22 protein-coding genes are annotated in these 26,468 nt (G+C 73.6%); 13 read left to right on the top strand and 9 right to left on the bottom strand.

Features of this window, described 5'->3' with window-relative positions:
* From ACFXGA_RS16925 to ACFXGA_RS16915, 3 genes are all read left to right on the top strand, one after another.
* On the top strand, positions 1-630 hold a 630-nt coding region (locus ACFXGA_RS16925), incomplete at its 5' end, for a non-reducing end alpha-L-arabinofuranosidase family hydrolase (protein WP_378088761.1).
* Positions 631-918: 288 nt separating this feature from the next.
* Entirely contained in the window at positions 919-2,166 is a 1,248-nt protein-coding gene (locus ACFXGA_RS16920; protein ID WP_378088759.1) for a hypothetical protein, read from the top strand.
* Positions 2,163-3,242, top strand: a complete 1,080-nt coding sequence (locus ACFXGA_RS16915) for a transporter substrate-binding domain-containing protein (protein ID WP_378088757.1) — start codon at positions 2,163-2,165, stop codon at positions 3,240-3,242. The genes ACFXGA_RS16920 and ACFXGA_RS16915 overlap by 4 nt, the downstream gene beginning before the upstream one ends.
* A 64-nt stretch (positions 3,243-3,306) precedes the next feature.
* On the opposite strand, the gene ACFXGA_RS16910 is transcribed toward ACFXGA_RS16915, so the two are convergent.
* From ACFXGA_RS16910 to ACFXGA_RS16895, 4 genes are all read right to left on the bottom strand, one after another.
* Positions 3,307-3,951 carry a hypothetical protein gene (locus ACFXGA_RS16910; protein WP_378088755.1) on the bottom strand — a complete coding sequence of 215 codons (645 nt, stop codon included), beginning with the start codon at positions 3,949-3,951 and terminating at the stop codon, positions 3,307-3,309.
* Between the two features lie 131 nt (positions 3,952-4,082).
* Complete coding sequence (locus tag ACFXGA_RS16905; RefSeq protein WP_378088753.1) at positions 4,083-5,513, bottom strand: VWA domain-containing protein; 1,431 nt, start codon at positions 5,511-5,513, stop codon at positions 4,083-4,085.
* Positions 5,514-5,522: 9 nt separating this feature from the next.
* Complete coding sequence (locus tag ACFXGA_RS16900) at positions 5,523-7,748, bottom strand: tetratricopeptide repeat protein (RefSeq protein ID WP_378088751.1); 2,226 nt, start codon at positions 7,746-7,748, stop codon at positions 5,523-5,525.
* Entirely contained in the window at positions 7,745-9,250 is a 1,506-nt protein-coding gene (locus ACFXGA_RS16895) for a serine protease (protein WP_378088749.1), read from the bottom strand. Before ACFXGA_RS16895 ends, ACFXGA_RS16900 begins: the two co-directional genes overlap by 4 nt.
* Before the next feature lie 753 nt (positions 9,251-10,003).
* Between ACFXGA_RS16895 and ACFXGA_RS16890 the strand changes: the two genes are divergently transcribed.
* From ACFXGA_RS16890 to ACFXGA_RS16850, 9 genes are all read left to right on the top strand, one after another.
* Entirely contained in the window at positions 10,004-10,423 is a 420-nt protein-coding gene (locus tag ACFXGA_RS16890; protein ID WP_378088747.1) for a helix-turn-helix transcriptional regulator, read from the top strand.
* A 208-nt stretch (positions 10,424-10,631) separates the two neighbouring features.
* Positions 10,632-12,236 carry an aldehyde dehydrogenase family protein gene (locus tag ACFXGA_RS16885; protein ID WP_378088745.1) on the top strand — a complete coding sequence of 535 codons (1,605 nt, stop codon included), beginning with the start codon at positions 10,632-10,634 and terminating at the stop codon, positions 12,234-12,236.
* Positions 12,233-13,363: an acyl-CoA dehydrogenase gene (locus ACFXGA_RS16880; protein WP_378088743.1), complete on the top strand. Its 1,131-nt coding sequence runs from the start codon at positions 12,233-12,235 to the stop codon at positions 13,361-13,363. Before ACFXGA_RS16885 ends, ACFXGA_RS16880 begins: the two co-directional genes overlap by 4 nt.
* 30 nt (positions 13,364-13,393) lie before the next feature.
* On the top strand, positions 13,394-14,674 hold the full coding sequence (locus ACFXGA_RS16875) for an aspartate aminotransferase family protein (protein WP_378088741.1): 1,281 nt from the start codon (positions 13,394-13,396) through the stop codon (positions 14,672-14,674).
* Position 14,675: 1 nt separating this feature from the next.
* Positions 14,676-15,164 carry a type II toxin-antitoxin system RatA family toxin gene (locus tag ACFXGA_RS16870; RefSeq protein WP_378088739.1) on the top strand — a complete coding sequence of 163 codons (489 nt, stop codon included), beginning with the start codon at positions 14,676-14,678 and terminating at the stop codon, positions 15,162-15,164.
* Positions 15,165-15,190: 26 nt separating this feature from the next.
* A complete protein-coding gene (locus ACFXGA_RS16865; protein ID WP_378088737.1) occupies positions 15,191-16,117 on the top strand; it encodes a hypothetical protein in 927 nt (308 codons plus the stop codon).
* A gap of 33 nt (positions 16,118-16,150) precedes the next feature.
* A complete protein-coding gene (locus tag ACFXGA_RS16860; protein WP_378088735.1) occupies positions 16,151-17,500 on the top strand; it encodes a hypothetical protein in 1,350 nt (449 codons plus the stop codon).
* 39 nt (positions 17,501-17,539) lie between these two features.
* Positions 17,540-19,720 carry an MMPL family transporter gene (locus tag ACFXGA_RS16855; RefSeq protein ID WP_378088733.1) on the top strand — a complete coding sequence of 727 codons (2,181 nt, stop codon included), beginning with the start codon at positions 17,540-17,542 and terminating at the stop codon, positions 19,718-19,720.
* Positions 19,721-19,745: 25 nt separating this feature from the next.
* Positions 19,746-20,507, top strand: a complete 762-nt coding sequence (locus ACFXGA_RS16850) for a hypothetical protein (protein ID WP_378088731.1) — start codon at positions 19,746-19,748, stop codon at positions 20,505-20,507.
* Between the two features lie 193 nt (positions 20,508-20,700).
* Here ACFXGA_RS16850 and ACFXGA_RS16845 read toward each other — a convergent pair whose 3' ends face one another.
* A complete protein-coding gene (locus ACFXGA_RS16845; protein WP_378088729.1) occupies positions 20,701-21,393 on the bottom strand; it encodes a TetR/AcrR family transcriptional regulator in 693 nt (230 codons plus the stop codon).
* Positions 21,394-21,456: 63 nt separating this feature from the next.
* Between ACFXGA_RS16845 and ACFXGA_RS16840 the strand changes: the two genes are divergently transcribed.
* Complete coding sequence (locus ACFXGA_RS16840; protein WP_378088727.1) at positions 21,457-22,659, top strand: hypothetical protein; 1,203 nt, start codon at positions 21,457-21,459, stop codon at positions 22,657-22,659.
* A gap of 3 nt (positions 22,660-22,662) precedes the next feature.
* Here the strand turns inward: ACFXGA_RS16840 and ACFXGA_RS16835 are convergent, their stop codons facing one another.
* The 4 genes from ACFXGA_RS16835 to ACFXGA_RS16820 all read right to left on the bottom strand — a co-directional run bounded on the left by ACFXGA_RS16835 (position 22,663) and on the right by ACFXGA_RS16820 (position 26,040).
* On the bottom strand, positions 22,663-23,403 hold the full coding sequence (locus tag ACFXGA_RS16835; RefSeq protein ID WP_378088725.1) for a class I SAM-dependent methyltransferase: 741 nt from the start codon (positions 23,401-23,403) through the stop codon (positions 22,663-22,665).
* Between the two features lie 46 nt (positions 23,404-23,449).
* The gene (locus tag ACFXGA_RS16830) at positions 23,450-24,457 is read right to left on the bottom strand and encodes an iron reductase (protein ID WP_378088723.1); all 1,008 of its coding nucleotides are present in this window, start codon (positions 24,455-24,457) and stop codon (positions 23,450-23,452) included.
* Positions 24,458-24,617: 160 nt separating this feature from the next.
* Positions 24,618-25,682, bottom strand: a complete 1,065-nt coding sequence (locus ACFXGA_RS16825; protein WP_378088721.1) for a flavin-containing monooxygenase — start codon at positions 25,680-25,682, stop codon at positions 24,618-24,620.
* Positions 25,672-26,040, bottom strand: a complete 369-nt coding sequence (locus ACFXGA_RS16820) for an ArsR/SmtB family transcription factor (protein WP_378088719.1) — start codon at positions 26,038-26,040, stop codon at positions 25,672-25,674. The genes ACFXGA_RS16825 and ACFXGA_RS16820 overlap by 11 nt, the downstream gene beginning before the upstream one ends.
* Positions 26,041-26,468 lie beyond the last annotated feature (428 nt).

Here is a 26,468-nt window from a genome sequence, read left to right as displayed (position 1 = left end):
GCCTACCAGTGGGGCGGGACCGCGTTCAGCTACCGCACCTCGACCGACCCGACCAACCCCAACGGCTGGTCGGCCCAGCAGGTGCTCTCCACCGCCAGCATCACCGGCTCCGGCACCGGCCCGATCGACCAGACCATCATCGGCGACAGCCAGAACATGTACCTGTTCTTCGCCGGCGACAACGGCAAGATCTACCGCCAGGTCATGCCGATCGGGAACTTCCCCGGCAGCTTCGGCTCCTCCTACACCACGATCATGAGCGACTCGACCAACAACCTGTTCGAGGCGGTCGAGGTCTACAAGGTCAAGGACCGCACCCAGTACCTCATGATCGTCGAGGCGATCGGCGCCAACGGCCGCTACTTCCGCTCGTTCACGTCCACCAGCCTCGGCGGCTCCTGGACCCCGCAGGCCGCGACGGAGAGCAACCCGTTCGCCGGCAAGGCCAACAGCGGGGCCACCTGGACCAACGACATCAGCCACGGTGACCTGATCCGCAGCAACCCCGACCAGACCAAGACCATCGACCCCTGCAACCTCCAACTGCTCTACCAGGGCCGCAGCCCCAACTCCGGCGGCGACTACGGCCTGCTGCCCTACCGCCCCGGCCTGCTCACGCTCCAGCGCTGACCAGCCGACACAGGGCCACCCGAACCGGGCCGGCACTCCCACCCAGCGGTGGGGGTGCCGGCCCGTCGCCGTGCGCGCCTGGTGCGGGACCCGTCCGGCGCGTCGAGCGGCCGGAGCCCGGCGGTGCGCACGTGCGGCGCGGAGCGGGGTGTCGACCGGCCCGGCGTCGGAGCCGGTCCGCGAGTCGGTCGACAGGGCCGAACGTGTGCACTTCACCGATTCCGGCGACAGGGCGCGACACGCGATGATTCACTCGCCCTGATCACGGGACGGAGGTGTCGGGCGAGCGTGCGTGAGGAGTTGCGCGCCTACCTCGGGCGCACCGAGGGCAAGCTGACCATGATCGCCGCGCTGACGTCCGTGTCGGCGCTGCTGCTCGGCCTGATCGGCCTGCTGGTGCTCCAGGGCAAGCAGGACCTGCTGGACGACGCCGTGGAGCGGCGCGGTGTGCTCACGTCCGCGGCGCTGGACATCTACCGCGCGTTCGCGGACGCCGACGCCACCTCGCTGGACGCGGTGCTGGTCGACCAGCAGCGGTCGCCGCAGCTCCAGCAGGAGTTCCGGGAGAACGTCTTCGACGCCCTCGACGCGTTGCGGGTCGCGGCGGAGCGGGACGGCGGCGGGAGCGCGGCCGAGCGCGTCCGGCGCCTCACCGACCTGGTGCCGCAGTACGTGCAGTTCGTCGAGACGGGCTGGAGCGCGGGCCGCGAGGGGCACCCGGTCGCCACGTCCTACCTGAGCCAGGCGAGTTCCCTGGCCCACCAGAGGATCCTCCCGGACGCCAAGGCGCTGTACGACGACCAGATCGCGGAACTCACCGAGGCCCAGCGCGACGCGTCGAGCCAGTCCTGGCTGCTCTGGCTGCTCGGGGTGGCCGTGCTGGGCGTCCTCCACTGGTCCAACCGGTTCCTGTTCAAGCGCACCAAGCGCCGCTACAACACCGGCCTCGTCACCGCGGCGGTGCTCACCGGCGTCGCCCTCCTGGTCACGGCGATCCCGCTGCTGGTCTCCGGCGGCCACGCCGCGGACAGCATCCGGCAGCGGGAGGAGGTGGTCGCGCCCCTGGCGCAGGCCCGCAACGTCGGCCGGTCCGCCGACGGCCGGGAGGCCCGCCTGCTGATCTACCCGTCGGTCGGGGACAAGGAGGCGTTGCGGAACGACCTCGCCGAGATCGCCCGGCTGATCGCCGAGGCCGGCCGGTCCGCCACCGACCGCGAGCGCATCGACCAGGCGGCCGAGCAGGCGCGGAAGTGGGCGGACGCGGACGCGGTGCTGATCGCGACCGACTCGAGGATGACCTACCCGGAGACCGTCTCGCTCGTGACGCCGCCCGAGCAGGGCAAGTCGACCGCGGAACAGGTGGACGAGCACCTCACCGCGGCGATCTCCGCCTACACCACCGCGTCCGCCGACGCCACCGCCGCGGCCCGCGCGTGGCTCGGCGGGCTGGACGTGGTCTTCGCCCTGTTGATGGCGGGGGCGGCCGTCGCGGCGCTGGCCGGCCTCCGGCCCCGGATCGCGGAGTACTACCGATGAAGCGCTGGCTGCCGGTCCTGCTCCTGCTGGTGCTCGCGGGCTGCTCGGTGCACCCCGCCCAGATCGCCGAGCGCACCGCCGAACCCGTGCTGCCCAACGGCTACCGCGACCCCGGGGAGCCGGCCGAGGTGCCGCCGGAGTGCACCACGCCGGAGGGCCGGGCGGAGTACGACCCGATGCGCACCCTCAACCCCGCGGGAGGCCGGGAGGACGGCACGAGCGTGCTCGACGGCCCGACGCTCGCGGAGATCCGCCGGACCGGCCTGGACGTCGGCGTCAGCCAGACCACGCCCCTGCTCAGCCGCCGCGACCAGGTGACCGGCGAGATGGAGGGCTTCGAGATCGACCTGATCAACCGGATCGCGACCGAGCTGTTCGGCCGGCCGCTCCAGCCGAACGACACGATGCTGCGGCTGGTCACCATGCCCACCGGCAGTCGGCTGCTGGCCCTCGACACGGACAAGAACGAGGCGGCCAAGAACCGCGAGGAGACGCTGCGCGAGGTCCCGGTCGTGGACATGGTCGTGGCCGACGTGACGATGACATGCGACCGCGTCTACAACCACGACATCATCTACTCGACGCCCTACCTCACCACGAACGCGGGCCTGCTGACCCGCAGGGGCACCGAGACCCGCGACTCGCTGGAGAAGCTGCGCGACCGCAAGGTGTGCGCCGCCTCGGCCACCACGAGCATCGTCGACCTGCTGGAGGCGCAGGAGACGACCGGCATCAAGCCGGTCTCGACGCCCGACTCCAGCGAGTGCCTGATGCTCCTGCAACGAGGGCTGGTGGACGCGGTCTACACCGACTTCCCGATCCTGCAGGGCCTCCAGACGCAGGACCCCGGCACCGAGCTGACCGACCTGCCGGGCCGGGGCGGCGGCACCGCGGGCGTCGCGATCAGCAACAAGCACCGGGACCTGGTCCGGTTCGTCAACGGCGTGATCGCCGCGATGCGCGCGGACGGCTCGCTGCGCGCGTCGCACGAGCGGTGGTTCGGCGAGAAGGTCCGGGCGGCCGGCCTCCGGCAGGGGCCGATCCTCCCGCTGCCGCCCATCGCCTACGTCGACTAGCGCCCCGCGCCGGGATCCCGCCCGCACGACGCGGTGACGCCGAACGCCCACCGCCGTGAGGGGGCTACCCGGCGGCCACCGGGAAGAGCGCGGCGAAGGCCGCGGGCACCAGCGAGTACACCGGGGCCGACGCGAGGGCCACCGCGACGCCGAACGGCACCACCACCGGCAGGTGCGCGGCGCGACGCGACAGGACCACCGCCGTCACGGCCACGAGCACCAGGCCGGCCGCGAGCACCCCGCGCCCGGTGTGGCCGAGCTGCCACAGCACGACCACGATGCCGCCCGGCAGGCCGACGGCGAGCCCCGCCCACAGCGGGTCGGCCCGGCGTCCCGCCCGCGACCGCGCGGCGGCCGTGGCGGCGGTGACCGCGACCAGGGCCTGCGGCACGAACACGAGCAGGAACTCCGGCACCGCCCGCGCGAGCGCGACGAGGATCACGACCCCCGCCTGCAAGCCCGCGGCCGTGACCGCGGCGACGCGTGGCGACGGCGCGAACCGGCCCGCCACCACGGCCGCGACCACGCTCCACAGCCCGGCGGCGACCCCCACGAACACCGTCCGGGCCACCGCGGGCGCGAGCACGCCCACGGCGGCCTCGGCGACCACCAGCGCGAGGCCCGCGACCAGCCCGAACCGCCCCGGCCCGCCGAACCGCCGCGGTAGGTCCGCCACCACCCCCGCCGCCATCGCGTCCCCCTCGACCACTCGGATGCGCCCTTGACAGGACGGCGGGGGTGCGCGGAGGTTGCGCCGGGGTCGGGACCGATCCGGGGCGGGCCGCTCGACGGGCACGCCCACGACGGGGGAGGCCGACGCGAACCGACAGCCCTCCGGGCTCACCCGGCCAGCGGTTCGCCGCACGCGCCGCAGAACTTGTACCTGCCCTCCCACCGCTGCCCGCACTTCGGGCAGACGAGTTCCGGCACGGCCGCCGCGGCCGGGTCGTCGGCGACCGGCGGCAGCTCGACCGCGGGGCTCATGCTCGACATCACCGAGCTCATCCCCACGTACAGCAGCTCTTCCGCCGTGAGCCCCGCCCGGATGCGGACGTTCCCGTCCGCCGGGTCGCCCACCACGTCGACCAGCCGCAGCAGCCGGCCCAGCACCTTCTCGTTGTTCAGCGACGTCGCCAGCGCCACCGCGCGCCCCCAGTGCCGGGCCGCCGCGTCCAGGTCGTGCGCGTCGTGCGCGTCGCAGCCCGCCATCACCGCCTGGCCCAGCTCGGTCTGCCGCGTCACGTGCGCGACCTTCGGGTCGATCACGCTGGACAGCTTCAGGTCGTTCGTCCACTGCGCCACCACGACGGCCGGGTCGCCGTCGCCCACCCGCACGAAGTCCGTCGACCCCGGCTTGCGCACCTCCAGGTCGACCCGCGCCAGCAGCACGTCGTGGTTCAGGGTCACCGTCCCGGCCGACGACACCGCGAGCCGCAGGAAGAACTCGCGGGTCTCGGCGCCCCACGATCCGGTCGCGAACGCCGTCTTGCGCTCCGCCAGCGGGTCGCCGACCAGCGTGGCCTCGGTCGGGAACGTCTGCCGCAGGAAGGCGACGGACGAGCGGAGCGTCGTGGACACCACGAGCCGCGCCTCGGGGATGACCTTCTCCATCGCGGTCCGGGTCATGGCCTCGAAGTCGGCGACGAGGTCCTCCGGCTGCCGCACGGCGTCCGCGGTGCCGTGCAACGCCTCGGCGATCCGCAGCAGCTCGCGCTTGTCCCAGTCCGCGCCGACGCCGCGCGGGTCGCAGGTGTACATCCGCGAGCCCGCCGCCAGCTCCGCGTCCAGCTTCTCGTCGCCGGGGTTGTTCTGGCCGTCGGTGAGCAGGATGACGTGCCGCACCGCGGTCGGGTGCCCGGACAGCAACCGGCGCGCCAGCCCCAGCCACTCGCCCATGCGCGTGCCGCCGCCGGCCTTCAGCGCGCGCACGGCGTTCTTCGCGGCACGCCGGGTCTCCGGGGTCGCCGCGACCAGCCGGGGCCCGGTCGGGTACACCACCCGGGCGCCGTGCGTGCCCTCGACCACCGCGAACAACGCCCCGTCGCGCAACGCGTCGATCGCCGCGCTGGTCGCCCGCTGCGCCGCCGCGATCTTCTTGTGCGGGTAGGCCATCGAGCCGGAGCAGTCGATCGCGATCACCTGGGCCACCTCCGGCGCGGCGGCGCCGCCGACGAGGCCCTGCGTGGACACGGTCAGCACCGCGTCCATCTCGTCGTCGTCCGTGGACAGGTAGGGGTTCTGGCTCACCGACAACGAAAACCCGGACTCCATGGCTCCCTCTCAGCGGCTCGTGATCGGCCGGTGGTGGTTCGCGCGGTCGACCAGCAGCGAACGGTCCGCGCGGGTGGCGGCCTGCCGGGCCAGCGCGCGGTACGACTCCTCGACCCGCAACCGCAGCGGCGTGGCGTCCGCGCCCGCGGCCAGCGCGACGGCCAGCGCCGCCTCCCGCACCACGGTCTCCAGCCGCACGCGCGACTCGCCCGAGGGCGCGCCGCCGTCGAGGTACAGCTCCCGCAGGCGGGCGGTGGCGGCGGCGAGGTCCTCGTCGGTCGGCCGGACGACCCGGTCGCCGGCGCGGATGTGGCCGCTGAGCACCCGGACGGCCGCGATGTGGGCCGCGTCGAAGTACCGCGACGCCTGCGGCGTCTCGTCCAGCAACGCCACCGCGCCCGCCCGGTCGCCGCGCGCGAGCCGGACGCGGGCCAGCCCGAACACCGCGCTCACCACGGACCGGTCGCGCCGCCACACCGCCTCGTACAGCGCCTCGGCCCGGTCGAGGTCCCGCTCGTGCTCCGCGCAGTACGCCAGCGCGAGCTTGGGCGCGTCCTCGCCGGGCAGCCACGAGCACACGTCGTCGAACGCCTGCCGCGCCGCGTCGACCTCCCCGTCCGCCAGCGCGATCAGGCCCTCGTGCCACCGCACCCGCCAGTCGCGGCCGAGCAGGCCGCGCGCCTGGGTCAGGCTCTCCCGGGCCGCGGCGACGTCCTGCGCGGCCAGCGCCGCCCGGCAGCGCACCAGCGCCGTCTCCGGCGAGGTCAGGTTGGCGCTGTCCAGTCGCGCGATGAGGCGTCGGGGGTCCTCGGTGTCGGCGGCGGCGAGCACGTCGGCGGCCGGGTCGCCCGCGGTGGCGCGCGGCACCGGCAACCCCACCGCGACCACGGCGGCCGCCGGCCTGCCGTCGGGCAGTTCGGCCTCGGCGAGCCGGTCGACCGCGCGGTCCGTCCACGTGGCCAGCGCCGGCACCGCGCCGAGCCCCGCGTCCAGCAGGGTCGTCGTGTGCACGAACACCGTCGACGGCTCCGGCCGCGCCACCCCGTCGCGCAACGACGCCACCTCGCGCAGCACGCCGCGCAACTGGTCGGCCATCTCCGCCGCCGAGCCGTAGCGCTGGTCCGGGTCGAGGTGCTTGGCCCGGTCGTAGGCGCGCTGGAACGAGTTCAGCCCCACCGCGAGGTCCGTGCGCTCGGGCTCGTCGTGGTCGGCGGTGGCGTAGTCCAGCCGCCGCAACATCACGCCGAGCGTGTGCAGGTCCGACTGCACGGTCAGGCCCCGCTCGGCGATCTCCCGCTCGTCCACCTGGTACGGCCGGGTGCCGACGATCTTGCTGGTGCGGTCGCCGATCCGGCGCACCGCGCCGAGGTCGATCAGCTTGACCCGGTTCGCGCGTTCGCCGTACTTGCCGGACCGGATGATCACGTTGTCCGGCTTGAGGTCGCAGTACAGGAAGCCGCGCTCGTGCAGGTAGTCGAACGCGGCCAGCAGTTGCAGCCCCGCGGCGATGACGTGCTCGGTGCGCAGCGGCTCGCCCAGCGGCACCCGGCCGCGCGCCGACAGGTCGGCGACCTCCTCCAGCACCAGGCCGTCCACGTACTCCATCACGATGTACGCGCGGTCCTCGCCGGTGTGCGCGTCCGGGTGGCTGACGAAGTTGTAGATCCGCACGATGTTCGGGTGGTCCAGCAGCGTCAGCGCCTGGCGCTCCTTGGTGGAGATGTCCAGGTCGGCGACGTCGATGAGGCCCTTGAGCACCACCGGGTTGTCGTCCAGGTGCGTGTCCCTGGCCAGGTAGATCCAGCCGAGGCCGCCGCGGGCGAAGCACCCCACCACGCGGTACTGGTCGGCCACCAGCGCACCCGGTTCCAGGCTGGGCAGGAACGAGAACGGCGTGCCGCAGGCCAGGCAGAACCCCGAGTCGCGCTGGGGCAGCGCGCTCCGGTCGGGGCACTGCTCGTTGGGGCACAGGCGAGTGCGCACCGGCACCCGCGGGTCGGTGATGATCCGGCTGGTCGGGTCCTTGAAGTCGAAGACGGGCAACGACATCGGGTCGCCGGTGTGCGTCCGGCGGCCGGTCGTCGCGGCGCTGCTCGCCGTCCGGCCCGACGCCCGGCCCGACGCCCGGGCCGCCGTCCGGGCGGGCGTGCCCCGCCGCACCGCCGCCGGTTCGCCGCAATCGACGCAGAACCCCGTGTCGTCCACGGTCCCGCCGCACTGCGCGCACGCCGTCATCCCCGATCCCCTCCCGTCAACCGCCGTCGCACCGCCGCCTCGCACGCCTGCACGGCGCCCAGCGCCACGGCCAGGTCGACCGGGTCGGCGTCGAGCGCCGCGTGCGCCCTGCGCAGGTGCCTGTCGAGTTCGAGGTCCTCGGCGAAGCCGGCCGCGGCGGCGCGCGCGTGCGCCGTCGCCAGCCGCCCGCGCAGCACGGACAACTCGTCCTCCACGTGCCGCCGCGCCGCGCGCTCGCGTTCGGCCCGCGTGATCGCCCGGTCGAACCGCGGCAACTTGTCCTCGACCAGCCGCCAGTCCGTCGCGGCGGCACGGCGCAACGCGCTCAGCCCGAGCCGCAGCTTGGTGGCCGCGGTGTCCGGCTCCTCCGCCATCAGCGCGGACACCCGGGCGACGAACCCGTCCAGCCGCGTCACGACCGCCGCCCGCGCCAGCTCCCGCGCCGCGGCCAGGTCCGCGGCGTCGCCGTCGCGGAAGCCCAGCACCAGCCGCGCGCCGCTGGCCACCATCGGCCGGCCCACGTCGTCCAGCAGCGACCGGGGATCGCGGGCCGCGTCGACGCCGTCGATCACGACGGTCATCGGCGGCGTGCCCGCCCGCACGCGGTCGGTGCTGGAACCGCGGCTCACCAGGCCGGCCCGGTCCACGATCCGGCGGGAGACCTCCTCGGTGGTCAGCCCCTCGACGTCGATCGCGAGGTCGGGCGCGGGCGACTCGCCGACCGCGGACAACGCGACCGCGTCCTTGAGGTGCAACAGGTCCTGGCCGACGACGAGCAGCACCGCCCCGCCGTCCTGCCTGCGCCCCAGCCAGTCCATCAGCGCCCGCACCCGGTCGTTGTAGTGCGCCGCGCGGTTCTTGAACCGGGCGTCGATGCCGTCGTCGCCGACCACCCAGCGCGACAGCACGGGCAGGTGGCGCTCGATCGCCGCGACCGGGATCATCCAGGACAGCCCGACCCCGTTCTCGTTGTACTCGCTGACCACGATGCCGAGCACGTGCCCGTTCTCGTCGTCGGCGACGCCCGCGCCGCTGAACCCGCGCTGCACCCGGTGCCCGCCGGCGCCGTTCATCTGCTGCCACTCGGCGCCCGCCATGCCGGAGAGCGTCATGGTCGCCCACGCGCCGACCTCTTCCAGGCCGCGCGGGTAGCCCTGGGCGTGCACGGACCTGTTCCACGACATGGCGACCTCGCGCAACGTCGCCGGGCGCACCCCGGGCCGCGGCGTCGCCAGGCGGAGCAGCGCCACGTCACCGCGCTCGTGCTGCGGCTCGACGTGCTCGACGATGTGGGCGCTGCTCGCGGGCATCCCCGGCAGGGCGACCATCTCGACGGCGAGGTCCTCGGCGGCCAGCGCGACGTGGGCGCACGTCAGCACGTGCTCGCTGTCCAGCAGCACGCCCGCGCCCAGCACGCCGCGCCGCCCGCGGCACCGAAGCCGCACCCGCCACTCCTCCGCTCCGTGGGGGAACGGCCCGGCACGGCCCTCACCGGCGATCATGGTCGAACCCTAGGCGCGGGCCCGGGGCGGCGATCACCCTTTGGTGGCAAAACGCCCGAACGGCCTAGGAACCCGCGCGGACCGCCGTTGACGAGGCGGTGTCCGGCCTGTGACGCAGGTCTCATCGCGCTGATGTGTATCAGCGCGTCGTCCGCGCGCTCTGGTCCAGTGTGCTCGATTCCTCGCGGGGTGGCATGGCCACCGGTGTCCGGTTTGGTGTGCAGCGTCCGTTCGGTCGCTCTTGGTGCGGACTTCCGAAGTCGTCCGGCGAACGGGGGAGCGGCACGGCTCGTCGGGCGTCTACCCGGGGTGGGGCGCACCCGGCGACCGGGGTGCTCCAAGTGGACGATCGCCGGTAACGGCGGTCCCGCGGCCGGCGACTCGGACGGGTGTGCGCGGTCGGCGCGCCCCACCGCCACTTCGTTGACGGTCGGGGAGGCGTCGTCAAAGATGCACAAAACGGATGATCCGTCGGCGCCACGAAAAGTGGTGCGACCGTCGCGATGGGTGGTCGCCGCTGTCGGTTCGACTTGGGGGGTTTGATGTCAGCGGGGTGTCCCGCGCTGTCCGAACGGGGGGAGCGCGGCCACCATTGTCCGGTCCACGTCGGACCGGGCGGTGCAGCAAGGGGAAATTATCCTCCATTGCCTGAAGGCCCTCAGGCAGCCGTCCAGGAATCCGTCCGCCCGAGCCGGGGCGGACGGGTGTTCCGCAACCTCTCCGCCGCGTGTTGCTGAAGATGGAAGGCTTGACGTGAGTAACGAAGTGCACTATCCCGGGGCCGGCGCCGCGTCGGTCTCGGTGCTGCCGTTCCGGGCCCGGTCCGCCGGGCGGGAGGTGTTTTCCGCCCTGCCCTTCGGGACGGGCTTACCGGGCGACCGCGCCACCTGGCGCACGCTGCTGGACCGGGTCGACCTGCTGTCGGTGCGCGAGCGGGAGGTGCTGCTCCTGCTCGGGGCCGGCGCCTCCAACCGGACGATCGCGACCAGGTTGAACGTCGCGGAGCGCACGGTGAAGGCGCACGTCGCCCAGGTGATGGCCAAGCTCGTCGTGGAGTCGCGGCTCCAGGCCGGGCTCGTCTCGCTCGTGTTCCAGTGGACCCGGGACGGTTCCGCGCTCGTCGGCTCGTCCATTCCCGGGGAGTCACCGACCGGGCACGGAGAGTCCGCCTGAGCGGTTCGTTAATTGTTTCGCGAGTAGGTAAGACCCTCGTTGCAATGTGGCATCGAGGGTCGCCGCGGACCGCTCCCGTGCGGTAGTGGCGCATTGCGAAACCGCGGTCACCTGTATTGGACCAAAGTTCCATTGATCCGGCCCCGGTCGACCGGCAGGCTGGTCTCACGTTTGTGGAGTGGCGCGACCGGATGGGGGTCTCTTTGTCATGCGTTCCTACGGGTCCTATATCGCCGGTTCAGATGTTCCCTCCGAATCCTGGGTCTACACCGTCAGGGCGTCCGCGCTCCTGGACGACTTCATGCCGAACCTGAAGGTGAAGCGGGAACTCGAACGGGGCAAGCGCGACGACGGGGATTCGCTGCCCAGCATCGCGGCCCGCTGCGCGCTGACGAGCGACGACCACCTCCTGGAAGCCCTCGAACGGGCCAGGGAGGCGGCGCCCGCGTGGGGCGCGTTCCCGTTGGAGACCCGCATGCGGCTCGCGGAGCGCGTGCACGAAGAGGTGTTGCGGCGGCGGGAGGAGTTCGTCGACGTCCTGGTCGCCGAGGGGCACCCGCGCCGGTTGGCCGAGTGGGAGATCGCGGGCGTCCTGCAGGGCACCGCGCCCGAGACGCTCGACCTGTGGCGCAGGCAGATGCGCGAGGAGCGGCGGATCGGCCCGCGCACGCTCGTGCTGGTGCGCAAGCCCGACGGCGTCGTGGTGCTCAGCCCGCCGCAGAACGCCGCCGCGTCGAACTCGGTCCTCGGCGTCCCCGCGCTGGTCGCGGGCAACGCGCTGGTGGTCAAGGCGCCGCGCAGCTCGCCCTTCGGCGTGATGTTCGTGTGGCGCGAGATCGTCGCCCCGATCCTGGAGGAGCTGGGCGCGCCGGCCGGCACGCTCAGCCTGGTCTGCGGCCAGCCCAACAAGATCATGAACCAGTGGCTGGAGAGCCCGCTGGTCGACGACATCTTCTTCTTCGGCGGCAGCGAGCGCGGCATCCAGATCGGCCAGGACGCGGTGGCGCGCGGCAAGAAGCCCGTGCTGGAGCTGGCCGGCAACGACGGCTGCGTCGTGTGGAAGGACGCCGACCTCGACCTGGCCGCCGAGGCGCTGACCGAGAGCTTCTTCGGCTCCGGCCAGATCTGCATGGTGCCCAAGTACGCGGTGGTGCACCCCGAGGTGGCCGACCGGCTGCTGGAGCGGCTGGCGAGCCTGGCCGCGAAGATCCGGCCCGGCTACCCGGAGGACCCGGAGGTGCTGCTGTCGCCGGTGATGCGCACCGACGACTACTTCAACCACCTCAACGAGGCGACCGCGGCGGGCGCGCGGGTGATGACCGGCGGGCACCGCGTCGAGCTGGACGGCACCGTGTCGGACACCGGGCCGTTCATCGCGCCGACCGTGCTGCGCGTCGACGGCCTCGCCGGCGCGCGCGAGCTGTCGGCGGTGCGCGAGGAGACGTTCTTCCCGCTGCTGCCCGTGGTCGTGCCGACCGAGGACGACGGCACGCTGCTGGACCAGGTCATCACGTTCCTCAACGGCAACAAGTACGGCCTGCGCAACTCCCTGTGGACGACCGACCCGGAGGTGATCGAGGCGGTGGCGTCCAGGGTGACCAACGGCGGCCTGCTCAAGGTCAACGACTCGCACATCGGCTTCGTGCCGTGCCTGTCCACCCACGGCGGCACCGGCCTGACCGGCGGGCCGTTCGGCGAGCTGAACTACCCGCTGCTGCGCACGTCGCACCTCCAGGGCATCAGCATCGCCGAGGGCGTGCAGCCGCGCACCGCGGTGTTCGAGTCCGCGGCGTCGGCGGAGGTCGTGCGATGAGGCTGCTGTCGAGGGAACGCGAGGCGTGCGAGCGCCACCTGCCCGGCCTGGACGACAAGCTGGCGTCCATCCCGCTGATGGAGCTGGAGTCGCCGGACAGCCCCGGCATCGGCCTGTACCGGTCGGCCGGCGGCGCGGGGCTGCTCATCCCGACCGTGCACGGCGGCGGCGGGGCGTCCGCGGTGGACGCCGTCCGCGTCACGCGTGCCGTGGCCGCGCGCTCGCCGTCGCTGGCGGTCGCCACGACCATGCACCAGTTCTCGGTGGCGAGCCTCGTCGCGCTGGCCGAGTCCAGCACCGGCCTGGAGTGGATGCTCCTCGACGGCGTCGCCCGCGACCAGCGGCTCATGGCGTCCGGCTTCGCCGAGGGCCGCACGTCGAGCGGCATCCTGACGCCGACCATGAAGGGCGTCTGGGACGGCACGAACTGGCGGGTCAGCGGGCGCAAGCAGCCGTGCAGCCTGTCCCGCTCGATGGACCTGCTCACCGCGAGCGTCGCGCTGGAGCACCCGGAGGAGGGCACCCGCACGGGCATCGCGCTGATCCCGGCCGCCGCGCCGGGCATCTCCGTCACGCCGTTCTGGGGTTCCCCGGTGCTGGCGGGCGCGGAGTCCGACAGCGTGGTGCTGGAGGACGTCGAGGTCCACCCCGACCTCATCGTGGAGCTGACCACCGGCCTGGACGGCGAGCTGGACGACCTCCAGACGCTCGGCTTCGTCTGGTTCGAGCTGCTGGTGACGGCCTGCTACCTCGGCGTCGCGATGAACCTCGTGGAACGGGTGCTGACGGCGGCGCGCGGTCCGGCGCACGAACGGCTCGGGCTCGCCATGGCGGTCGAGGGCGCGGCCCTCGCGCTCGACGGCGCGGCCCGCAACCTGGACGAGGGCGACGGCGGCAACGACGGCCTGGCCCGCTCGCTGATCGCCCGCTTCACCGTCGCCGACACCGTCCGCGCCACCACGGCCAAGGCGGTGGAACTGCTGGGCGGCATGGCCTTCGCGGGCTCGCCCGAGGTCGGCTACCTGGCCGCGGCGTCGAACGCCATCGGCTTCCACCCACCGTCCCGGCACAGCTCGGCGGACGCCCTCCTGGGGTGGTTCTCCGGGCGTCCCGTCGTCATCGACTGACCGCCCACCCGGGACACCTGAGGAGAACACGTGACAGCCACAGTCGGGCAGGGGCTCGACCACCAGGAAGTGCTCGACCTCTACCGCCGCCACCTCTCCCGCGGCCGCGCGAAGATCTCCGAGGTCTTCGGCACGCAGATGGAGGTGGCCTCGCGGGGCACGTGGATCGAGACCTCCGACGGCGGCCGCTACCTCAACGCCGGCGGCTACGGCGTCCTCATCCACGGCGCCCGCCACCCGCACGTCGAAGAGGCCGTGATCCGGCAGATCCGGACCAACCCCATCGCGAGCCGCATCCTGCTGGAGCCGGAGGCGGCGCGGGCCGCGGCGGCGCTCGGCCGGGTCGTGCCGGACGGCCTCGCGCACGTGCACTTCGCCGGGTCCGGCGCCGAGGCCACCGAGGCGGCGATCAAGCTCGCCCGCACGCTGGGCCGCACCCGCCTGGTGTCCACCACCGGCGGGTACCACGGCAAGACGCTCGGCGCGCTCTCCGTCACCGCCAACGGCCTCTACCAGGACCCGTTCCGCCCGCTGCTGCCCGACGTCGCGCACGTGCCGTTCGGCGACGCCGACGCGCTCGCCGCCGAGCTGGCCACCGGGCCGCAGGCGTGCGTGGTGCTGGAGCCGATCCAGGGCGAGGGCGGCGTGGTCATCCCGCCCGAGGGCTACCTGCGCGACGTGCGGGCGATCTGCGACCAGCACGGCGCGCTGATGGTCCTGGACGAGATCCAGACCGGCATGGGCCGGCTCGGCGCCTGGTGGGGCGCGGACCGGGAGGGCGTCACCCCGGACATCATGCTGGTGGGCAAGGGCCTGTCCGGCGGGATCGTCCCGGTGTCCGCGATGGTCGCGACGCCCGCCGTGTTCAAGGCGTTCGCCAAGGACCCGTTCATCCACACCTCGACGTTCTCCGGCGCGCCCATCGCGATGGCCGCCGCCCGCGCCGCCGTGGAGGCCATCGAGCAGGACGGCCTCGTCGAGCGCGCGGCCGTGCTCGGCGAGACCCTGCTGACCGGGATGCGGGAGGTCGTCGACCGGCGCTGCCCGCACCTGGTGCGGGAGGTCCGGGGCGTCGGCCTGCTCATCGGCGTCGACATGGCGGGCCCCGGCCTGGCCGGGGCGCTGCTCGCCGAGATGGTCGACCGCCACCTGATCGTGAACTACTCGCTCAACGCCGGGGCCGTGCTCCGGTTCACGCCGCCGGCCGTGCTGACCGACGACGACGTCGACTTCCTGCTCTCCGCGTTCGACGGCGCCTGTGCCGAGCTCTCGGCGCGCTACCCGACCGCCGATTCGACAGGAGCAAGCTGAAGTGCGCCACGTAGAGGTCCACGCGTTCATCCGGGGTGTCGACGCCGGGACCGTCTTCGACACCCTCGCCGACTTCCGCCACTACGCCGAGCTGGTGGACATCGTCCGCTCGGTCGAGATGGAGACGTCGCCCGACGGCTCCACCGTCAGCCACTGGGTCGTGGAGTTCCGCAACGGCCTGCTCCAGTGGACCGAGGAGGACTGGTTCCGCCGCGACGAGCTGCGGCTGGACTTCAACCAGACGGACGGGGACTTCGACGAGTTCTCCGGCGGCTGGGTGCTCGACCCCACGCCCGACGGCGTCCGGACCGCGTTCGTCACCGACTTCGACTTCGGCGTGCCCTCGCTGGCGAGCATCGTCGAACCGGTCGCCGAGCGCGTGCTGAGCGACGTCATCCAGCTGATCCTGATCGGCCTGTTCGGCGACGCCGCCGAGTTCCCGGAGGGGACCGTCGTCCCCGAGCGCCACGCCGCCGCCGTCAGCGCCTGACCGACCAACCGCAGGAGGGAAAGACCATGGGCAACGCCCGCAGCGACCTGTACCGGGCCCACGCCGCTCCGAACACGGTGCCGGAGGGCAAGCTGCTCACCGACCTCGCGCCGAAGCAGCTGTTCCGCGCCACCCAGATCGCCCTCGCCAAGTCCACCCTGTCGCGCAAGCGGCTGCCGGTGAAGCTCGACCTGGAGGAGTACCGCTCCCCGGAGTTCCGCTACGACACCGAGTCGGCCGAGCGCTGGCAGAAGCTGCTGGAGGACGTGCCGCTCAACAGCGACGGCGTCCGGTGGATCCACGAGGACGACGCCGTGCTGTTCTACGGCATCCGCCACTTCGAGATGGACTACGACGAGTTCGTGTCCCGGGTGGACATCAGCCGCGTCGGCGACGCGTTCCGCGACGTGCTGGGCATCAACACCCAGGTCCTGCACCGCGACTCGGCCGGCCGCCCGACGCTCCAGATCGAGCGGATCGCCGCGCTGGCGCAGCCGAACTACACGGCGTTCCTCGGCAAGGACGAGCTGGACGTCTACAAGCTCGAGCACATGACCTACGAGCCGGACGAGGTCCGCAACTGGATGCGGACCGTGTGCAGCCCCAACGCCTCCACCTCCGCGGACGACGGCTACCTCGGGTTCCGCCGCGCCGCGGGCGGCGGCACGGACATCGTGTTCGTGGCCCGCCAGGCGTTCCCGCGGCCCCGGATCATGGTCGCGCTGCGGCTGGACCGCTGGGAGTGGTTCCGCACCAAGCTCACCGAGGCCGCGTACATGGACTTCTGGAACGACACGGTCGACAACATCATCGCCCGCTACGAGGGCCAGGAGATCGGCATCGGCCGCCCCAACCGGGGCAAGGGCTCCGCCAAGCGCGTCGCGGCCGCGGTCGGCGTCGTCGGCGCCGCCCTCTACCTGCGCAACCGCCGTCGGGCCGCGAAGCGCCGCTGAGCGACCCCACCGGTGACGAGAGAGGAGGTCCTGATGGAGTACCCGTACGCGTTCCACATCGCCCTCGACGGCAACGGCCTCAACGGGCTGGAGGGACGGGCCGGCGTCTGCATCTTCCGGTACGACCCGCAGAGCGGCCGGTACGCCTACGACGTCGAGTACTACGACGGGATGGCGGGCGGCCACGCGGTCAGCGTGAGCCCGGACCGGCGGGTCGGCTTCCTCGGCAGCACCGGCCAGCACCTGATGTTCTACGACGCGGCGAACGGCGAGGAGATCCAGCGGATCTCCACGCTGCGGTTCGAGCCGACCGACTCGTCGATCAAGGGCAGCACGCACGTCGCGTGGATCAACGACACGCAGGCCGTCGCCGCGATGGGCGACGGCCTGTGGTTGACCGACCTCCAGCGGCTGGACAAGGCCGAGCGGCTCGGCGACCACGGCGTGAAGCTGCCGCACGCGATGAAGACCACGGCGTCCGGGCGCTACCTGGTCTACGGCGGCATGGACCACCCGGGGCGCGGCGAGGCGTGCGAGGTCGGCATCTTCGACCTGCACACCCGCACCGCGCGCCGGGTGGCGCTGCCCGCGACCTGCTGGCACGTGGTGGCGCACCCGGTGGAGGACCGCTTCTACGCCCTGTCGTTCCGGGTCAACCCGCAGGACGGCCGGGACTGGCACGAGTGGAGCATCGCCCAGTTCAAGGAGTACGCGTTCGAGATCGACGCGGAGACCGGGCAGGTGCTGCGGCACTGGTCCGCCGGGCACGACACGCCCGCGCACATCAACTCCGACGTCTGTATCTCCGACCGCGAGCTGATCTACTGCAACGGGGCCAGCGGGACGATCGTGATGATCGACCTGGCGAGCTTCACGACGTTCCGGGTGCTCGACGAGCGGCCGAGCCTGCGGGCCCAGCTCCGGGCCGGCCGCCAGGTCGCGCGCACGCTCGTGGACACGTTCAGCCGCGGGTCGGCCGTCACGCAGGGGCACCACTACCTGCGGGCGCTGCGCGTGGCCCGCGGCGCGATGGTGGACTCGGTGTACGCCTGCCAGCTCTCCGCCGACCAGTCGCTGCTGTTCACCGCGAACCGCGGGCTGAACCAGGTCACCGTCTACAACTACCCGGAGAACACCGTCCGGCTCCAGGTGCGGATGCCCGAGCTCCAGGAGTTCGACAGCGGTCTGCGGTGGTGGAGCGACCCCCGGCTCGGCTTCCACCACAGCACCCTCATCAGCCCTCCGAGTGTCGCGGCGGAGCCCCGCGACCGGGCACTGTTGACCACGCGGCCGACGGTGGCGACGCCGGAGCAGGTTCCGGCCAAGCCGCCGCGCGCGCCGCGGCAACCGCGGGCGAAGCAGCGCCCCGGCGCGCCGCGCTAGCGGCCGGACCACCACCGCGACCCACCAGGAGCCACCCCGATGGACCGCCTCACCGACTTCCTCTTCCGGAACGGCAAACCCGTGCTGGTCGCCTGGGTGCTGCTGGCCGTCGTCGGCGGCTTCTTCGCCCTCGGGCTGGAGGGCCGCGCGGTGCCGGGCGGCGAGGCGTCGGAGTCCAGCCAGGCGGAGGCGGTCGCGCGGGAGCTGAGCGCGAACGGCGTGCCGTCGCTGTTCGTCGTCGTGACGGGTCGGGCGGCGGGCGACGACGCGGCGGGGCGGGCCGCGCTGGAACCGATCAGCGCGGCCATCGCGGGCACGGAAGGCGTCCGCGAGGTCAAGCCGCTGCCGCTGCCCCCGCCCGACCCCGGATCGGGGCCGATCGTGGTCCTCGGGGTCTCCGCCACCGGCGGCGTCGACGGCTCGATCGACGTGGCGAACAAGCTGCTCAACGACGAGGAGGAGCTGACCGCCGAGGGCAGCGAGGTGTTCCTCGGCGGGTACGGCGCCCACCGGGAGGAGCTGGTCCAGCTCTCCCGCAGCGACCTGCTGCGGGCCGAGCAGGTGGGCCTGCCGATCGTCCTGGTGGTCCTGCTGCTCACCTTCGGCGCGCTGTGGGCCACCGTCGTCCCGCTCGTCATCGGCCTGTCCGCGCTGGTCGGCGGCCTGGGCGCGGCGGGCGCGCTGGCGTACGGCATCCCGTTCTCGGAGTACGTGACGAACGCGGCGTCGATGGTGGGCCTCGCGCTCGCCGTCGACTACGCGATGTTCCTCGTCCAGCGGGTGCGCGAGTCGCTGCTGCGCGGGATGGGCGTGGACGACTCGGTCCGGCACGCCATGCGCACCACCGGCACGGCGATCGCCTGGTCGGGGATCACCGTGGTGGTGGCCGAGGCGACCATGTTCCTGGTCGACTCGCGGGCCATCCGCACCGCCGGGCTCGGCATGATCCTGGTGACGGTGGCGGCGATCGTGGCCGCGCTCGTCGGCGCCCCGATCGTGCTGCGGATGCTGGGCCTGCGGGTGCTGCGCAAGAAGGACCGGCAGCGGCTGCTCGCGTCCGGCGGCGCGGTGGCGGTGGACGCCGAGGTGTCGGGCTTCTGGGCGCGCTGGGGCAAGCGGGTGACCGACCGGCCCGGCCGCTGGCTGGTCGGCGCGACCGTGCTGATGGCGTTGTTCTGCGTGCCCGCGCTGGACCTCGCGGACCGGGTGGACCTGCCGTCGGCGAGCGCGATGCCGTCCGACTCGCAGGTGCGGCAGGCCACCGAGGCCGCCGCGGCCGCCTACGGGCCGGGGGTGATCTCGCCCGTCGAGATCGTCGTGCGGGCGACCGCGGACACCGCCCGCACACAGGCCGAACGGGTGGCGCAGGTGCTGTCCGGCGACCCGGAGGTGCGCGCGGCGGCGCCCGTGCCGCTGGACCGGCCGGACGTCTACCGGGTGAGCGTGGCGACCGTGCACAGCCCGTCCGACGACCGGACCCACGACCTGGTGCGCAGCCTGCGCGACGGCGACCTGCGCGGGCAGCTCGACGGCGTGGTGTACGAGGTGGGCGGCGAGACCGCGATGCGCATCGACGCCACCGACGCCCTGTTCGCGAGCCTGCCGCTGATGCTGGCCGTGCTGCTCGGGCTCGTGCTGCTCCTGCTCGTGGTGGCGATGCGGTCGATCGTGCTGCCGATCAAGGCCGTGCTGCTGGTCGTGGTGTCGCTGGGCGCGAGCACCGGCGGCCTGCTGCTGCTGTCCACCACCGAGGTGGGCGCGGCGCTGATCGGCTGGTCCGACCCGGCGGACCTGCACCCGATCGTGCCGATCACCATCGTCGCGATCGTCATCGCGCTGTCGACCGACTACGAGGTCATCCTGATCTCCCGGATCGCCGAGCTGTTCCGGGGCAGCGGGGACAACACGGGGTCGATCATCGACGGCGTGGCGCGCACCGGCCGGGTGATCAGCAGCGCCGCGGCGATCATGATCGCGGTGTTCTTCGGGTTCGCGCTGTCGGACGTGACGCCGCTCAAGCAGCTCGGCGTGGGGCTCGCGTTCGCCGTGCTGATCGACGCCACCGTGGTCCGCGGCGTCCTGGTGCCCGCGAGCATGCAGCTCATGGGCCGCTGGAACTGGTGGTTCCCGTCCTCCCCGACCCCGCGGCCCGCCCCGCCGGCGGAGCGCCGCCCCGAGGTCGTGAGCGGGCGCGCGTCCTCGTCCGACGACCTGGTCTGACCCCTACACGAAAGGTTCCGGGACCGTGCCCTCAATCCTCTCGGCCGTCGCCCGCGCGACGCGGATCGTCTTCGCCAAGCCCACGGTGGACCGGGTGGAGCCGTCCTTCGACATCGACCTGGGCCTCTACCACGAGGCCGACTACGAGAAGATCATCCCGCAGCTGGAGGACGTGGAGCGGCAGCTCTCGGCGGTGCCGCTGGACCGCCGGGGCATGCGCTGGGTGCACCTGGCCGACACCGTGCTGTTCTACGGCGAGCGGACGTTCGACGTGCCGTTCGAGGACTTCGTGTCCAGGGTGGACATCAGCCACATCGGCGAGTTCTACCGCGACTCGCTCGGCGTCACGACGAGGGTGGTCAAGCGGGACGGCGAGGGCCGGTCCGTGCACCAGGGCGTGCGTGTCGTCGCCCTGCCGCAGCCGAACTACGCGGCGTACTTCGGCAAGGACAACCTCGACGTCTACAAGCTGGAGAAGGTCGAGTACGGCCCGGACGAGCAGCGGGTGTGGATGCTGACCGTGCACAGCCCGAACGGCTCGGCCGTGTGCGACGACGGCTACACGTCGTTCCGCCGCACCCCCGACGGCAAGGGCACGATCGCCGCCTTCCTCGCGTGCCAGAACTTCCCGATCCCGCCGCTGATGGCGCTGACCCGGATGGACCGGTGGACCTGGTTCAAGACCCTGGTCACGGAAAGCGCCTACCGCCGCTTCTTCACCACCATGATGAACAGCCTGCTGTCCCGCTACCACGGCAACGACTTCCGCGTGGGGCGCGTGCGGTAGGGCGGTGCGCGGTCCTCCGGTGTGGTTCCGGAGCGATCCGTTCACCACGTCCATCCGCCAGGCGCCGGCGTGGGCGCGGTCGTCGCACGACGCCCCGCCGCCGTCCCCGACGGCAGGGCGGTGGTGTCCGATCCGACGCCGCGCAGGCCACTCCCGGGCGCGACCGCCGATGCGAGGCTCCTCGGTCCGGGGCTCAGTCGCCGACCTGGGCGCGGATGCCGGCCAGGACGGTGTCCAGGCCCAGGTGGAACGAGTGGTCGAAGTCGGTGTCCGCCACGGTGGAGTGCTCGGCCAGCACGGGATAGCGGTCCTGGTGGCGGGTCAGGTGGTGTTGGGTTCGGCGGCGCAGGTCGGTTTCCTCGGCCGGGTCGCGGACGGTGGTGCGCCAGGTGTTCTCGGCGGCCGTGAAGCCTTGGACGTAGTAGGTCAGCGCGCCGACGGCGGCGGTGAGGCGGGGGCCCGTCAGGCCCGCCCGGACGAGCAGGGCGTGGAGCAGTTCGGCGGCGGCCAGGGCGTGGGGGCCCAGCAGCGGACGGGTGGCGGTCAGGGCCGGTAGCCAGGGGTGGCGCAGCATGACCCGCCTGCTGCGGACCATCTGCCGGCGCAGGGCGTCGGGCCACGGCAGGTCGTCGTCGACGTCGAGTTCGATTTCGGCGAGGACCGCGTCCACGGCGAGGTCCAGCACGTCCTCGCGGCTGCCGACGTACTCGTACAGCGACATGGTGCCCGCGCGCAGGCGGGCGGCCAGGCGGCGCATGGACAGCCCGGCCACGCCCTCGGCGTCCAGCAGTTCGACCGCGGCGCGGGTGATCCGGTCCCGGGACAGGCGTGGCTTCCGCTCCGGCTCCTCGGCGAACCAGATCGCGGCCGGTCGCTGTCGGGGCACCTCGCCGACTCCTTCCGTGCGGTGTACGGGAAACCGTACAGCTAGCTTCGGCAGCACCGCGAAGTGGAGGAGGAGAACGTGCGGGACTGGTTGCGGCGGTACGGGTTGTTGGCGTTGCGGCTGAGCCGGCGGATGACGGGCAGCGCCACCGGGCCGGTGCTCGTCTACCACGGGCCGCCCGGGTGGCGTGAGCTGGTGGAGCGCGAGGAGCCGCCCCCGGCCGGGCGGTTGGTCGAGGACGCCGAGGCGTTGGCGGAGCACGTGCCGTTCCCGCCGGAGCGCGCCCGGCACCTGGCGGCCGACGTCCGCGCCATGCGGGCCGTCGCACGGCGGTTGGCGGGCGAGCGCGCACCGCTGCCGGAGCACGCGCGCGAGTGCCTCGGGATCACCGCGCACCGGGTGCCGGAGGCGCTGTTCGAGCAGGTGCACGACCGCCTCGACGCCGCGCTGCCCGGCGGCCCCGGCTCCCTGGCCGAACGGCTGAACGCCTGGCGCACCGCCCACCTGCTGCCGCCGGACCGGGTCCACCGGGTGCCCGACCTCGTGCTGCGCGCGGTCTCCGAAACGCGTCGGCGCACCGGCGGGATCGTGCCCCTGCCGGAGGACGAGCAGGTGCGGTGCCGCCTGGTGTCCGGCACGCACTTCCGCGCCGCCGGGGAGTACGAAGGCGGTCTGCGGTCGACCATCCACGTCAACCGGGACGTGCCGTTCAACCTGGCGGACCTGCTGTACGTGGTCGCCCACGAGGGCCATCCCGGGCACATCGCCGAGGCCGTGCTCAAGGAGCGCCTGCTCGGCCCGGAGCAGCGGATCAGGTTCCTGCTCACGCCCGGTTCCGTCGTCGGCGAGGGCCTCGGCCTGCACGCGCAGGACCTGGTCTTCCCCGGTGACGAGGCCCAGGCGTGGCTCGCCCGGCACGTGCTGCCCGAGTTCGGGATCGCCCCGGACGGCAGCGACTTCGCGGCGATCCACCGCGCCCAGAACGCCCTGTTCGGCGTCTGGGCGAACGCCGCCCTCCTCGCCGGCGAAGGCCGCCCGGAGGCGGAGGTGGCGGACTACCTGTCCCGCTGGTCCCTGCTCACCGAAGCCGAGGCGGCCGCCGCGCTGACCTCGCTGCGCGCGCCCGGCATGTCGCTCTACGTCCTGGCCTACTTCCACGGCTGGCGGCTGCTGGACGCCTGGCTGGACGTGCCCGACCGCACCGCGCGGGTCCGCCGCCTGCTCACCGAACGGGTCCTCCCGGCCGACGTGGGGGCGGAGGGGTGAGCGTCAGTCGGCGCGCGAGCCCCGCACGATCAGGCGACGCGCCCGGTTGTCGTAGGGCGAGGCGTCGAAGTCCCCGTAGCACTCGACGTCGGTGAACCCGACGGCCTCGAACATCGCGCGCAGCTCGGCCGCGCTGTAGAGGAACGACACGATGGACGCGTGGCGGGCGGCGCCGCCGCGCACCAACGTCCAGTCGGTGCGCAACCGCGTCCAGTCGTCGAGGATCGTGTCCCGCATGTAGACCGTGCCGCCGTCCACGTCCACCGCCTGCGGTCGGCCGACCCAGCCCGCCAGGACCTCCTTGCCCAGCACGTCGACCAGGAGCCGCCCGCCGGGCGCGAGGGACGCGAAGGCGTGGCGCAGCACCGCGAGGTTGTCGTCGGGGTCGGCGAAGTACCCGAACGAGGTGTACATGTTGACGATCAGGTCGTAGGCCCGGGGCTCGACGTGGCGCCGCATGTCGGCCTGGACGAGGCGCGCGGTCACGCCCGCGCGGTCGCACGCGTCGCGGGCGCGGGCGAGCATGGCCGGGCTGAGGTCGACGCCGGTGACCCGCGCCCCGCGCCGGGCGAAGGGCACCACGTGCGTGGCCGGTCCGCAGGCCAGGTCCAGCACCCGCGCGCCGGCGGGGACCTCCAGCAGCGGCGAGCCGGCGACGAGGTCGGCGGCCTCCTCGTGCCGGCGTGCCGGGAACATGACCTCCGCGAACCCCACCCAGAGGTCGTCGTCCTCGTACCAGTGCATGACGCTCCACCCCTTCGCGCGCGTCAGGTCCGCGTGCCGTCCCGGATCAGCGCACCCGTTCGGCACGCCGGGCCAGCCCGACCGCCACGGCCACCGCCACCGCGAACGCCGCGAGCCCCACCCACACCATCCACGGCTGGACCGACAGGCCGGCGCCGTGGTGCGCGCCGGGCGTGCGGCCACCGTCCCGACCGCTCACCACCACGGCGACGAGCACCCCGATCGTGGCGACGACCGCCAGGAGCGCCACCGCCCGCCGACCGGTGACCAGGGCGCCGCCCCCGCGCCCCAGCCGCTCGCTGGGACGGGCCGGTGCGAGCAACCGCGCCAGCAGCAGCACGGCGATCGGCAACTGCAGGAGCCACAGGGTGGTGCGCGGCCAGCCGTCGAACCACACGTTGGTGCCGTAGAGCAGGGTGTGCCAGACGCTGAGCACGTACACGACGATCACGAACCGGTGCAGCGCCCGCCACACCCGCGCCCCGGTGCGGTGGCGCAGGTAGTAGGCCAACCCGAGCGGCAGGGCGAGGTAGAGCGCCAGCAGGCCGAGCAGGACCGCGACGCGGCCGGTGCCCGACGGGTACCCGCCCGGCACGAAGACCTCGACGAACGCGCTGCCGATCCGGCCCGCCCAGCCCAGGCCGTACTCGTTGACCCGCACCAGCTCGGCGAAGAACCAGAACGCGTGGGCGAACATCAGCCCGATCGTGGTCAGGCTGGTGGCGCGGTGCCACCGCTCGACCGCGACCGGGGAGAGCCGCGGCCGGTCGCTCGACCGGACGAGCCCGAGCATGGTGGTCAACCACGCCCACAGCAGCGCCGTCCAGCCGAACGCCTGGCACAGCCAGTACATCAGGTAGGCGTTCGCGTCGGCGAGGAACGGCATCACCGCGACGGTGGCCGACGTCCCCGACCGCACCCGCGCGTACAGCCACGCGAAGATCGCGAGGGTGATCACCAGTGCGGCGGCGGCGTCCAGCGCCGCCGTCCTCAAGTCGGCCCGCAGGCCCGGCCGGCGCCGAGCGCCGTCGAGCGTCGCCTTCGCGGAGACCATCGCGCCCCTACCTCCGTGGACGGGGACGACGCGCCCGTGCGTCCTCCTTGCTTGATTCAGTCGGATGCCGTGCCGCGGAAGTTCCCGCCCCCGGGCGGTCGGTTCGGCGCATCGGTGAACCGGACCGGCTCCGGGGTCGACCGGCGCCCCGTCGGGCCGCCTAGGCGGTCGGGGGTCGGCGGGCGGTCACCGCGCCGAGCAGGTGGGCCGCGTCCCGGCCGACCCAGCCGAGCAGCGCCGAGCCCCGGTTGCGCTGGAAGGGCAGGCCGAGGAAGTGCAGGCCGGGGATCGGGCTGACGCCCGCCGCGTGGTGCGGCCGGCCGTCAGGGCCCAGCGCGCCGGGCAGGTCCAGCCAGCCGTAGTCCGGTCGGTACCCGGTCGCCCAGACGACGGTCGCGGGGGTGGTGTCGTGGCCGTCGGCGGTGCGGACGCGGTCCCCGTGCACCGCGACGACCCGGTCGCGCACCACCACGCCCCGGCGGCGCAGCGCGCGCAGCCCGACGCCGATCAGCGGGTCGCGGTGGCGCAGGCGGCGGCCGAGGCCGCTGTCGGCGGGCACGTCCACCACGCCGAGCGCGTCCAGCCACGTGAACAGGTCGCGGCCGAGCAGGCGTTGCGGGAGGGTCGGCTGCCGCGACCCGACCGCCAGGGTCACCCGGTGGGTGCGGGCGAGTTCGTCGGCGATCTGCACGCCGGAATTCCCCGCGCCCACGACGAGCACCGGGCCGTCCGGCAGGCGGTCCGGGGCGCGGTAGTCGGCGGTGTGGAGCCGGGTGACGCCGGGGGCGAGGTCGCGGGCCAACGCGGGAACGGCCGGGCGCTGGAACGGACCGGTCGCCACGACGACGGCCCGTGCGGTGTGCGTGCCCCGGTCGGTGACGGCCCGGAACCGCCCGTCGTCGGTCCGCGACAGCCGGCGCACGGCGGTTCCGAGCCGCACCGGCAGGGCGAAGTGCCGGGCGTAGTCGGCGAGGTAGTCGGCGACCTCGTCCTTGCCGGGCAGGTGGTCGGCGGGTCCGGGGAACGGCAGGCCGGGCAGCCCGCTGTGCCGGGCCGGGGTGAACAGCCGCAGGGAGTCCCAGCGGCGGCGCCACGACGCGCCGACCTCGGTCGCGGCGTCGAGGACGGCGAAGTCGCGCCCGGCGACGGCCAGGGCGCGGCCCATGGCGAGCCCGGCCTGCCCGCCGCCGATGACGAGGACGTCGTGGTGCGCGTCAGCGGACATCGTCGGCGGTCACGTCGAGGACGGCGGCGACCAGGGCCCGGCCCCGCGCGGTGAGCGCGTGCATCACCAGCCGCCCGTCACGGCGGGCCGTCACCAGCCCGGCGGCCTTGAGTTGGCGCAGGTGGTGCGAGGTGAGGTTCTGCGCCGCCCCGACCACCCAGGACGCGTCGCACACGCACAGCTCGCCACCGGTGAACAGGGCGGCGGCGATCGTCAACCGGGTGGGGTCGCCCAACGCCCGCGCCGCCGCGGCCGCCTTCTCCACCGGCGACGGCTCCGGCAGCCCGGCCCTGATCTCCTCCGCGTGCGGGAGGTCGAGGCACAACAGGTCGCAGGCGTCACGGTCCACGGCCAACATACTAACGTTCGTTGATATGTCGGGTGGCAACCCGGAACGACGACGGCCCCGTCCGCCGGGAGCGCGACAGCCGCCGCACCGGTCACCTCGGCACGTCGTGCCCCTGCCGGAGGAGCCGTCGCCAGTAGGCGAGGTCGCGGCGGATGGTCGCCGTGTGGGGGTGGTCCGGTCCGAGCGCCCGCAGGTGGGCGGCGGCCACACGTCGCGCAGGTCGTCCGGCTCCCGGTCTGGTGGACACCGCCCCGGTCCTCGCGTCGCGCGTCCACCGGCACACCGCCCTCCTGCCCGAGGCCGGCGCAGGGCCGGCACCCCGACGAGAACGCACTCCCGCCCCGCGGTCAACGCCCCCCGGGGGGGCCCCCCCGCGGGCGGGGGGGGGGCCCCCCCCGGGGGGCGCCCCCGGGGGCAGGGCCCCCACGCGGGGGGAG

It is taken from the genome of Actinosynnema sp. NPDC059335, assembly GCF_042752395.1.
GTDB lineage: Bacteria > Actinomycetota > Actinomycetes > Mycobacteriales > Pseudonocardiaceae > Actinosynnema.
The sequence above is the reverse complement of the archived record's forward strand: the minus strand, read 5'-3'. Positions and strand labels throughout refer to the sequence as shown.